The organism is Vibrio sp. 10N.222.54.A3 (assembly GCF_041474095.1).
Taxonomy (GTDB): Bacteria; Pseudomonadota; Gammaproteobacteria; order Enterobacterales; family Vibrionaceae; genus Vibrio; species Vibrio crassostreae_C.
On sequence record NZ_JBFRTN010000125.1, the window covers coordinates 1 to 11,271 of the forward strand.

At 44.4% G+C, this 11,271-nt stretch carries 10 protein-coding genes; 4 read left to right on the forward strand and 6 right to left on the reverse strand.

The genetic code is table 11. The annotated features are described in order from the left end of the window. Window positions 1-26: 26 nt before the first annotated feature. Together AB4507_RS21100 and AB4507_RS21105 are read right to left on the reverse strand one after the other, a co-directional pair. On the reverse strand, window positions 27-764 hold the full coding sequence (locus AB4507_RS21100; RefSeq protein ID WP_372116700.1) for an NUDIX domain-containing protein: 738 nt from the start codon (window positions 762-764) through the stop codon (window positions 27-29). Window positions 765-988: 224 nt separating this feature from the next. Continuing rightward, the gene (locus tag AB4507_RS21105; RefSeq protein WP_017061631.1) at window positions 989-1,390 is read right to left on the reverse strand and encodes a hypothetical protein; all 402 of its coding nucleotides are present in this window, start codon (window positions 1,388-1,390) and stop codon (window positions 989-991) included. Window positions 1,391-1,696: 306 nt separating this feature from the next. On the opposite strand from AB4507_RS21105, the gene AB4507_RS21110 reads away from it, so the two are divergent. Then, window positions 1,697-2,779 (forward strand): pyridoxal phosphate-dependent aminotransferase, encoded by a 1,083-nt coding sequence (locus tag AB4507_RS21110; RefSeq protein WP_372183277.1) that lies wholly within the window; start codon window positions 1,697-1,699, stop codon window positions 2,777-2,779. 77 nt (window positions 2,780-2,856) lie between these two features. Here the strand turns inward: AB4507_RS21110 and fghA are convergent, their stop codons facing one another. Further along, complete coding sequence (gene fghA / locus AB4507_RS21115) at window positions 2,857-3,696, reverse strand: S-formylglutathione hydrolase (RefSeq protein ID WP_372183278.1); 840 nt, start codon at window positions 3,694-3,696, stop codon at window positions 2,857-2,859. A gap of 157 nt (window positions 3,697-3,853) precedes the next feature. Then, window positions 3,854-5,002 carry an S-(hydroxymethyl)glutathione dehydrogenase/class III alcohol dehydrogenase gene (locus tag AB4507_RS21120; RefSeq protein WP_012601124.1) on the reverse strand — a complete coding sequence of 383 codons (1,149 nt, stop codon included), beginning with the start codon at window positions 5,000-5,002 and terminating at the stop codon, window positions 3,854-3,856. A gap of 320 nt (window positions 5,003-5,322) precedes the next feature. Between AB4507_RS21120 and AB4507_RS21125 the strand changes: the two genes are divergently transcribed. Together AB4507_RS21125 and pflB are read left to right on the forward strand one after the other, a co-directional pair. Next, on the forward strand, window positions 5,323-5,667 hold the full coding sequence (locus tag AB4507_RS21125) for a multidrug efflux SMR transporter (RefSeq protein ID WP_017069768.1): 345 nt from the start codon (window positions 5,323-5,325) through the stop codon (window positions 5,665-5,667). 232 nt (window positions 5,668-5,899) lie between these two features. Continuing rightward, complete coding sequence (pflB, locus tag AB4507_RS21130; RefSeq protein ID WP_372183279.1) at window positions 5,900-8,197, forward strand: formate C-acetyltransferase; 2,298 nt, start codon at window positions 5,900-5,902, stop codon at window positions 8,195-8,197. Between the two features lie 410 nt (window positions 8,198-8,607). Here pflB and AB4507_RS21135 read toward each other — a convergent pair whose 3' ends face one another. Next, window positions 8,608-9,123, reverse strand: a complete 516-nt coding sequence (locus AB4507_RS21135; RefSeq protein ID WP_372183281.1) for a DUF3299 domain-containing protein — start codon at window positions 9,121-9,123, stop codon at window positions 8,608-8,610. Window positions 9,124-9,239: 116 nt separating this feature from the next. Further along, a complete protein-coding gene (locus AB4507_RS21140; RefSeq protein ID WP_102320870.1) occupies window positions 9,240-10,061 on the reverse strand; it encodes a DUF4437 domain-containing protein in 822 nt (273 codons plus the stop codon). 136 nt (window positions 10,062-10,197) lie between these two features. Between AB4507_RS21140 and AB4507_RS21145 the strand changes: the two genes are divergently transcribed. Further along, the gene (locus AB4507_RS21145) at window positions 10,198-11,151 is read left to right on the forward strand and encodes a LysR family transcriptional regulator (RefSeq protein WP_102320871.1); all 954 of its coding nucleotides are present in this window, start codon (window positions 10,198-10,200) and stop codon (window positions 11,149-11,151) included. Window positions 11,152-11,271: the final 120 nt, after the last annotated feature.

An 11,271-nucleotide genomic window follows, 5' to 3' on the forward strand; every position in this document is an offset into this window, starting at 1 on the left:
CTCCTCCTACTCGATTTTGAATCGCTTTAGTTTTTCGAAAAGAAGATCTCTGGCTTATGGTTCGGGCCATAGTTGCCTTCTAGTTGGGTAAGTTCTAATCCTTGTTTGCCTATCAAAGAGCCGACTAACTGGCGGTTGAACGGGTAGCTGTCGGGGTTGTTAATGTACTCTTCAACATCAATCCATTTAGCTTCTGCAATTTCATCTGTGTCTTGAATCGCAATCTCTTGAGTTTGAGCGATAAGGTGACAAACAAAGTAGAGGTTAGACTTTCCGAATTGATACGGGTGTCTCGTCGCCATGCCAACCACTGAAACGAACGTGGCTTCGATGCCAGTCTCTTCTAAGGTTTCTCGAACCACGGATTCTTCAATGCCTTCACCCAACTCAATATGACCGCCCGGTAATTTGTAACCCGTCATGCCGTGCTCTTTGATCATCAGAACTTGATTGTGTTCGTTAGTGATTAACGCACCAGCACCCAAGGTGTGGGTCGGAATGAAAGGCACAAACTCTACAATCTCGGATTTGTGGATCAGCGTAATCTCGTCTTCTAAGCAGTTGTGAAACACAAAGCCAAGCTCAGTCGCCACCGGAATAAGGTGCGAGAGTGAAATAGGTAAGCTAATCCAAATAATGCCTTTGCTATTCTGCTTTGAAAATTCGGTGATCTCGCTGAGTTCGGCATTGAATGAGTCAACATCGTGAGGGGCTGTTGCTGGGTCAATGATGATGCCGTTAAATTTGTCGAGCGTAAATTCCACGGGTGATCCTTTATTATTTTGATTTATTGGGCGTCGAGCATGGTCTGAGCTTATCGTATCTAAAGAGCTTATAACACCTTGAGAGCAAGGGCAGCAGTGAATCAAAAGTAGGCAATGCAGTTTATGTCGAACGGGTCGGGATAAGTGGAGGGTGTTGCTAGAAACAAAAACTGCGCTTGGAAGCCAAAGCGCAGTTTTAAAATGAGGTTTATTGCAGTTCGATTTTAACGAATATAGTTCGCGTTAATACTCACGTACCAGTGTTGAAGCTTGCCATCAGATTTCTTGATCCACAAATCGTTGGTGTAGCTATCAATCTTGCCGTTAACCGTAAGGTTGAATGTGTTCTCGTCGAATTCGCCAAGCTTCACGAACTGGTCCGTGGTAATCAGGAATGGGTCCATGTCGTCTACACCAACCACATCTGAAATCACATAGTAGTGGTAAGTCAGCGGCTTGCTCGCATCATTCGGGTTGCTGCGATACGCAACAAGCTTGAATGGTTCCGTTAATGGAACGTCGAGCGTTTGCTTGTCCATGGTCGCTGGAATTGGAATAAACAGCCAAGCGGTAAACAGACCGCTCAATAAAACCATCAGGAAGAAAAGAGTCTTAATTGCTTTCATAGCAACCTTCAAAATATGGGGGATGTTAATGGGGCTATGGTAACTAGGGAGAGTAAAGATGCAAGCTCTGTTATTACCCTATCTTATCTCAGCTTAATCTAGCGCAAAGAAAGCGGTTCGGTTAACTCGAAATGTAAACACGAGTGCTTAACTCTTGATTATGGCTTAAGAGAATTCGTTATTTGAACCAATCTTGGTTTTTGACCAGTCTCTCGAAACAAGGCGAAGAACTGTCGCGAAATGACCTATATAGATAAAATTCAGTACGATAAGAATAGCGCATGAATATTTTTTGAGCGTTTTCTTATGCATTTAAATCCACGGTTAAGTGGCGAATACCATTCTTATGTCGATCACTCATTTCGTATCGATTGTTCACTTGGCTCCAATCCATTTGGCGCACCAGAAATTCCTGAACATGTGATCAAAGATATTATCTACGGTATTGATAAGTACTATTGCCACAGGGAGCTTTCGGAGCTGACTTATCTGACTCGCCAGTTTATTGGGATTGAAGATTGTCGTATTACGTACACCACGGGCTCTCTTGGGGCGCTAGAACTTATCTTCAATAAACTTATCGATCACAACAATCGCACCATGATAGGCATTGGCCCTCAGTTTGTTGAAGCAGTATCAGAGTTCACTTTGGTGGGCGGGAAGTACCAGTCCATCAACATGTTTGATTATCAAAACGAGTCGGATCTGTTCGGTGTGTTGGCATCAAAAATAAGCAGTCAAAATCCTGCCTTGGTGTATATCGATAATCCCAACAACCCAACGGGTCGAATCTACGACAGAGCTTATCTGGTCGAGATAGCGAGAGTATGTGAGCGTTCTGGCGCTATTTTGATTGTCGACGAGGCATATGGTGAATCCCTGACCCCTGAGCAGTCTATGCTCGATCAGACCTTAGTCTTGGACAACTTAATAGTTTTACGAACCTTTTCTAAAGGTTTAGGGCTCGCTGGGATTCGACTCGGTTACTTAGCCAGCAGTGAAAACCTGACTTCTGCAATCGAAGCTGCGGTGAGTGTGTTTACGCCGACTTACCCCTCAATAAAAATCGCATCGGCGACCTTACCCAATGCAAAACACTTCGTAGAAATGAACCGCAGCAAAACTGAATACTTTAAGCAGCAAATGATCGGCTTGTTGTCTGAGAACAATATTGAGGTGGTTGGCACGTCAATATCGACGCCCATTATGTTGTTGAAAAAGAGAGGAACTCACCTTTCAAAGCTATTTGAGAGTATCGGTATTAAGACATGTTCGGGTGTCGATTTTGCTATTACGTGCGACGCGATGACTGAAGAGTATGTTCGATTACGAATTGTTGGCAATGATATAGATTTAGAAGCGTTAAAGCAGCGTATTAAGCAGTTATAAAAGCAACCGTTATAAAATCAGTAGGCATAAAAAAGCCCGCACCTTGCGTTTACAAAGTGCGGGCTAAATTCATCTGGCTACTTGTTTAAGTAAGCAGCATGGAACTCAATGTGTTCATCAATAAAGCTAGAGATGAAGTAGTAGCTGTGGTCGTAACCTGGCTGCATACGTAGCTCTAAATCGGCATTGGTTACCTTAGCCGCTTCGACTAATTGCTCAGGTTTAAGCTGCTCAATCAGGAAGTTATCGGCTTCGCCTTGGTCAACCAACATTGGCAGCTTAGTGCCTTTGGTTTTTAGAAGCTCAGAAGCATCGTAGTGCTTCCACTCTTCAATATCTAAGCCTAGATATTGGTTGAATGCTTTTTGTCCCCAAGGGCATTGCATTGAGTTGGTGATTGGGCTGAATGCGGAGATAGAACGGTAGCTATCTTCGTTTTTGATGCCAATCGTTAGGGCACCGTGTCCGCCCATGCTGTGGCCAGAAATCGATTTCACCGAAGTCACAGGGAAGAAAGATTCAATCAATGCTGGAAGCTCTGTTACCACGTAATCGTACATGTGGTAATGGCTGTCCCATGGTGCTTGAGTGGCATTCACATAGAAGCCTGCACCTTGGCCGAGATCGTAGCTTTCATTGTCGGCAACGCCTTCGCCGCGCGGGCTTGTATCAGGTGCAACAATAGCAATGCCTTGCTCAGCCGCAGCTTTGAACGCGCCGGCTTTTTGCATGAAGTTTTCATCGGTACAGGTTAAGCCTGATAACCAATACAAAACAGGAACTGGGTTTTCTTTGCTTGCGTTAGGTGGCAAGAAAATCGCAAAACGCATGTTGCAGTCAAGCGTTGCAGAAAAGTGGGTGTATTGTTTGTGCCAACCACCAGCAACCTTTGCTTGGCTAATGTTTTCGATTGTCATCTATTGTGCTCCGTTAGGTTGATGGTTTTGGGGAATAACATGTCTATATCATTTAAAGTTTCACCACCCACCGGGCAGGAGGTGGTGAAGACAGTTTCGCTCTGATGTTTAAGTCAGAACTGTGGTCTCGACACCTAAGTGCCGAGACCAAGGAGAATTATTTATCCATATGTAGAACAGTACGGATAGATTCACCTTTGTGCATTAGGTCGAATGCTTCGTTTACGTCTTGCAGACCCATTGTGTGAGTGATGAACTCTTGAAGACCAAACTCACCCGCCATGTAACGGTTAACGATTTCTGGAAGCTCAGAGCGGCCTTTAACACCACCGAAAGCAGAACCACGCCATACACGACCAGTTACTAGTTGGAATGGACGAGTTGAGATCTCTTGACCTGCACCTGCAACACCAATGATGACTGATTCGCCCCAACCTTTGTGACAGCACTCAAGTGCTTGACGCATCACGTTTACGTTACCGATACACTCGAAAGAGTACTCAACACCACCGTCTGTCATCTCTACGATAACGTCTTGGATTGGCTTGTCGAATTTAGTTGGGTTGATGCAGTCTGTCGCGCCAAGCTGTTTTGCTAGCTCGAATTTGCTCTCGTTGATATCAACACCGATGATGCGGTCAGCACCAGCCATGCGAGCACCAATGATTGCAGATAGACCGATACCACCTAGGCCGAATACAGCAACGTTGTCGCCTTTTTCAACTTTAGCTGTATTTAGTACAGCGCCCATACCGGTTGTTACGCCACAACCTAGAAGACAAACTTCTTCAAGTGGTGCTTCTTTGCTTACTTTCGCTAGAGAGATTTCTGGAAGTACTGTGTACTCAGAGAAAGTAGAGCAACCCATGTAATGGAAAATTGTTTCGCCATTGATAGAGAAGCGGCTTGTACCGTCTGGCATTAGGCCTTTACCTTGCGTTTCACGAACGGCTTGGCATAGGTTAGTTTTACCAGATTTACAGAACTTACATTCGCCACATTCAGCTGTGTAAAGTGGGATAACGTGGTCGCCAATCTCAACACTTGTAACGCCTTCGCCGATCATCTCAACGATGCCGCCACCTTCGTGACCAAGAATTGAAGGGAAGATACCTTCTGGATCGTCACCTGATAATGTGAATGCGTCAGTGTGACAAACACCAGTAGCAACGATGCGAACTAGAACCTCACCAGCTTTAGGAAGTTGTACATCAACTTCTTCCATTTTTAGTGGCTCTCCAGCTGCCCATGCAACCATTGCTTTTGATTTGATATGCGTTTGACCAGGTTTAATTTCGATTGTCATTGGATGTTTCCTATATGTCAGTACAGCGGATAACTGTGCAATTAAATTCAACCCGTTAAGCGTAGTTGAGCTTAATTGTTTCCGCTCTCTCGTTTTGTTGGAGCTAGTATAGGTGTGAGTGCATGTTTTGATAATCCCCTTAAATAGAAAATGATTATTACTTATTTGTAATAATAGAGCATTTAGGTTCCTCGTGTTAACCGAAAGTCACATTTAAGAATTTTTAAGGCACTTCATAATAATTGCTTACTGAAAATCGCATGAATTGGAAATAAAACTACAATATTCTGAGCGCCGTATTTAATGTTGTGGACTCAAACATGCTTTTATCTCTTCCGCCTCCAGTGATGCTGTCACTCGCCATCGTGCTTGAAGTTGTCGCGACTTCTCTATTGCCTAAAACGCAGCAATTTACTTCCCTTCCTGCTACCGCCGCAGTACTCGTCGGTTATGGCTTTGCTTTTTATCTGTTGTCTCTCACGGTTCAAACCATGTCTTTGGGTGTCGCCTATGCGATTTGGTGTGGGGCAGGGATAGTGTTGGTCGCGGCGTTGTCTTGGTTGGTCTACGGGCAAAAGCTAGACATCTACGCGATCATTGGCATCGCTTTGATTCTGTCTGGTGTGGTGATCATCAACCTGTTTTCAACGTCGGTGAGTCACTAAGAGTCTATTTCCTACTTCTGAAGGAACAAACTAATTGGAATCTAGAGTAGTTAACCTTCAACTTAAGGTATTGAATATAAAATAGTAATTTCAATAAATGCATTTTGTGCATGTATTTTATGAAAACAGCTCACTTTACTCATAGATTGGTCGGTTTAGTATAGCCAGCAGAAACCAATGATTATAAATAATCATCGATATTGTCTGTTTATCAATAACTTAGGAGGTCATTATGACTATTCCGACAACCGATATGATGGAAGCTTGGGCGGGATTTCAAGCTGGCGAGTGGCAAACATCCGTTAATGCACGTGATTTTATTCAGCGAAACTACACCCCTTATGAAGGTGATGAATCTTTTCTTGCGGACGTGTCGGACTCGACGACACAGCTATGGGAATCGGTGCTAGAGGGTATTAAAGAAGAAAGCCGCACTCATGCCCCTGTCGATTTTGATACTGATATCGTTTCCACTATCAGCTCACACGATGCCGGTTACATTGTAAAAAACCTCGAAAAAATCGTGGGTCTACAAACCGATAAACCACTGAAACGCGGCATCATCGCTAATGGCGGTATTCGAATGGTGAAAACGTCGTGCGAAGTGTACGGTCGTGAATTAGAGCCACAAATCGAAAAGATCTTCACTGAATACCGCAAAACGCATAACCAAGTAGCGTTCGATCTTTATACCGATGAAATTAAAGCATGTCGCCGTTCTGGTATTATTACTGGTTTGCCAGATGCTTATGGTCGTGGACGCATTATCGGCGACTACCGTCGTCTTGCTTTGTACGGTATCGACTTCCTAAAATTAGACAAAAATGAGCAATTCAAATCGACTCAGAAGATGCTTGAAACGGGTGGTGATTTAGATAAGACATTGCGTCTACGTGAAGAGCTTACTGATCAAATTCGTGCCCTTGATGAAATGCGAGAAATGGGTTTGAAGTACGGCATTGATATGTCTTCTCCTGCTCGAACTGCGCAAGAAGCAATCCAATTTACCTATTTTGGTTACTTAGCTGCGGTTAAGTCTCAAAATGGTGCTGCGATGTCGCTAGGCCGCACATCAACCTTCCTAGATGTTTACATCGAACGAGACCTTAAACTTGGTCTGATTGATGAAAAACAAGCGCAAGAGTTGATTGACCATTTCATCATGAAGCTTCGTATGGTTCGTTTCCTTCGCACTCCTGAATACGATTCATTGTTCTCTGGCGACCCAATTTGGGCAACAGAAGCAATGGCTGGTATGGGCGTTGATGGTCGTACTCTTGTTAGCAAAACGACTTTCCGCTACTTGCACACATTGCACACGATGGGCCCAGCGCCAGAGCCGAACATGACGGTTCTATGGTCTGAACAACTGCCTATCGCGTTTAAACAATACGCGGCTAAAGTGTCTATCGAAACCTCATCACTTCAGTATGAGAACGATGATCTAATGCGTGCGGATTTTGATAATGACGATTACGCGATTGCGTGTTGTGTGAGCCCACAGGTGGTTGGCCAACATATGCAGTTCTTTGGTGCTCGTGCAAACCTTGCTAAAGCGTTGCTTTACACCATTAACGGTGGTGTTGATGAAAAATCTAACATGCAGGTTGGTCCTCAAGTTGCTCGTATCGAAGATGAAGTTCTCGATTTTGACCGCTTAATGCCACGCTTTGATGACATGATGGATTGGCTTGCAACGCAATACGTCACTGCGCTGAACGTGATCCATTACTCGCATGACCGTTACAGCTATGAAGCATCGTTAATGGCATTGATGGATCGCGATGTTCATCGCACAATGGCTTGTGGTATTGCAGGGCTGTCGGTTGTTGCTGACTCGTTAGCGGCTATCAAATACGCGAAGGTAACACCAGTACGTAACGAAGATGGCATCGCTGTCGACTTTGAGATTGAAGGTGAATATCCAAAATTCGGCAACAACGATTCACGTGTTGATGATATTGCTTGTGATTTGGTTGAACGTTTTATGAAAAAAATTCAGAAAATGAACACCTACCGTGAAGCGGTTCCAACTCAATCTATCCTTACGATTACTTCAAACGTTGTATATGGTAAAAAAACCGGTAACACACCAGATGGTCGCCGCGCAGGTATGCCATTTGGCCCGGGCGCAAACCCAATGCACGGTCGTGACGAGAAAGGTGCGGTTGCTTCACTTTCTTCAGTTGCCAAACTGCCGTTTGAATTCGCTAAAGATGGTATTTCTTACACCTTCTCAATCGTACCAAATGCACTAGGTAAAGATGACCTAAGCCAAAAAGTGAACCTAGCAGCACTAATGGATGGTTACTTCCACCATGAGGAAAATGGAGGATCGATTCGTGTTGAGGGTGGGCAGCATCTCAACGTTAACGTGCTTAACCGTGACATGTTGTTGGATGCCGTTGAACATCCAGAAAAATACCCACAGTTAACCATCCGAGTGTCGGGTTACGCTGTGCGATTCAACTCGCTAACACGTGAGCAGCAACAGGATGTAATTAGCCGTACGTTTACAGCTAAGATCTAACCGTAAACTTCAAGTTATACGGTTCTAAAAAAGCGCGAGAATGACATCCGTCTCTCGCGCTTTTTTGTGTGTCGAGTATGGCGCTAATGATGTCGTTGGGCGCGCGTTGTGTTGGTTAGACTCGGGCAAAACTGATATTTATGCGGTGGTTGGAATTAGTTTGATGCTTTTTTGGGGGGGCTTGTTTTTGATGCCAGTGAAGCAATAGGACCTCTAACTTATTTTTGCCCCATTCCAATTCGGGATGCATGTCTGTCACACTTCAAGGCTAGCCATTTGGCCTACATTTTCTAACCAGTGCAGTGTCTAGTGAAGTGCGGGCTAACCAAATGGCTCTTTCCTTAGTTGTTCACTACCAGATCATTGGTTTGGGTCACCCGCAGCCCTATAGAGTCTCTAGTTTTACTAGATCACACTTTGTTATATATCTCTAAGCTCGCACCTTCAATGGAATAGCCTGACTCGACCCCTATGTCATCAGAAATTACTGTTTCTGTTTTCAAGGTTCCTGTGATGTAAACGATATCCCAAAGGTCTTTAGTTGGAGTCCCTTCTTCAAACTTGACGTAAATAATCTGGTTTGGAGGTGGTGGTGGAACGTGAATACACGCACCATAAAAGGGAACCAAAAGAAACTCAGAGATTGACTCTGAGTCCCCTTCTAATGGAATCACGAAACCCGGTATTTTGACGTTGCTGCCATTCAGTTCTGGACGAACACTTCCCACTAGAGCCTGCTGAGCAACATTCGCACTATGGTCAAGGGCAGCAAGGGTTTCATCGCTGACGCGTGCACGTTCGCTTTCTGGGATCAGATCAAGCCACTCAATTTCTACCGTATTTTCATCGCGCACTTGGTTTGCTGCAAAAGAGGCAGAGCTGAATGTCACCATGATAAAAGAAGCGATGAACAATATGTGTTTCATATATTAACCTTTGTATTGTACATAACCCTTGTGCTGCACAGATTTGCGCGTCGATGGAAATTGCCACCGGTTTAAGGGGGATTAAGCCGATGGCGAGGGACAAAGCGAGCTAGGGCTTATTTCACTTGGTACTTGCTGTTAGTACGGATGTAGATTGTTGCCTCAGAGTCCCCCGTGTTGGTGATGTTATGAGAGAACTTGCCCTCAGATTCCACGTAGCTTCCCGGGTTTAAAGTAAGATTGCTGCTTTGTTCTTTTGAGTTGTACTCAATCGAGCCTGCAATCACAACGGCGCGGAACTCACTTGCGTCCGTGGTGATTTTTCCTTCAAAGCCGGCAGGCAGTTTGATCATTGAACCACCCATGTCAGAAGTGCTACCCCAAACATACGTTGATTGAACACCGTCTACTTTGATATCGTGAAGATCACTGCTGTTTAGCCACACGATATTGTCTTTATGCAAGTTTAGAGGACGTTCGCCATTATCGAACTTCTCTTCAGATGGTTGAACTAGATATGGACCCGCATCAATCTCAAGGTAGATTAGGTTTGTTTCACCGTTTGCGGCAGTGGTGTGGTCTTCACCTGCTGGTTGCGTCCAGAACGAGCCTGTTGGCATCCACATCTTTTCTGATGTTGGATCGTCATTATGCATTTGACCTTCAATGACCACACCGCGGTACGTGATGTTATGAATGTGCGGTGGTGACTCAAAACCCTTGTTAAAGCGTACCAACATACCTGTTGCGGTATCCGTTGTACGGTCACCCCAAAGGTCCGCAGCTCCCGGGCTAAGTACGCCGCGCAAAGGGTTTAGATAACCCCACTCAATATCGTTTACCGCGACAACTTTTGAAGAACCTTCATCGGCAAAAGAAGGTGTAGTAAGTAGCGTTGCGGCTAGTGCTAATGTCGATGCTTTAAATAATGATTTCATAGTAATGTCTCTGCTGTATTTGCTTGAGATTAATAATATTCAAAATTATTCATTCGATAAACGGGCTAATCTTTAATACACTTTCCTTAAATCGTGGATAATAAAACTGACCATTCGAGTAGTGAAGAGTATAGTGATGAAAATTTCAGATTTACAGGTTTTGTTGAAAGTTGCTGAGCTTCAATCGATTACAGCCGCGGCGAATCAACTTGATATGAGCTCTTCTGCTGCAAGTGTGTCATTAAAACGGATAGAGCAAGAGTTAGGAGCCGAGTTATTTGTTCGAACGACGCGAAAGATGCGCATGACCCCAGAGGGTGAGCGGTATCTACCTTTGTGCCAACAAGCATTGGATTTGTTGCAACAAGGGCAGGTGTTGGTCAATGAAGAGCAGCAATCCATCAGTGGGGAAGTTCGTATCGCGGTGTCTTCTGAGATGGGGCGCAACCTGATGCGCGTTTTGCTTAATGATGTAATGGACAAGCATCAAGACCTGTCATTGAGGCTCCATGTGAGTGATAGCCGAACCGATTTTTACCGCGATGGGGTCGATGTGGCGTTACGAGCTATGACTAAAGGTGCCGCGCAAGAATCCAACTTGTATGGATTTAAGATCTGCGATATCCCTCATGTTCTATGCGCTTCTCCTGATTATATTGAAAATCATGGTCGACCTTTGGTTCCTGATGATTTATATCAACATAAAGCCTTGCTCTACAAACTGTACGAAGTCGTGCACGACGGTTGGGATCTTTATCATGGTGATCAAAAATACAGAATAAAAATGAACAGTGATCGAGCTGTGAATGATGGTGATATTGTTCGTCGGTGGTGTATTGATGGGGTGGGGATAGCGAAGAAATCCGCTATTGATGTCGGTGAAGATTTACTCGCGGGCCGATTAGAGAGGATATTAGTTAATAGCGATATACCACTGACCGAAATGTGGCTGATATTACCGAGTCGTCAGTTGATCTCTCCAGCGATTCGATTAATACGTGATGAGCTAAAAGTCAGGATTCACCAGCTTCGCGACAACTTGCTTGAGCAAGGGTTGATTGAAACTCGTGAATGGCCGTTGGATAACTAGCTATGGTCGCCAATAATTGTTCTAGAGACAAGCTAAACCAGCGTTTGCCATACTTCAGTTAATTCGTCTTTCCCTAATTTAGCAAAAGTGCTAACTCAGAAATGTCCGTGCGACCTGAGG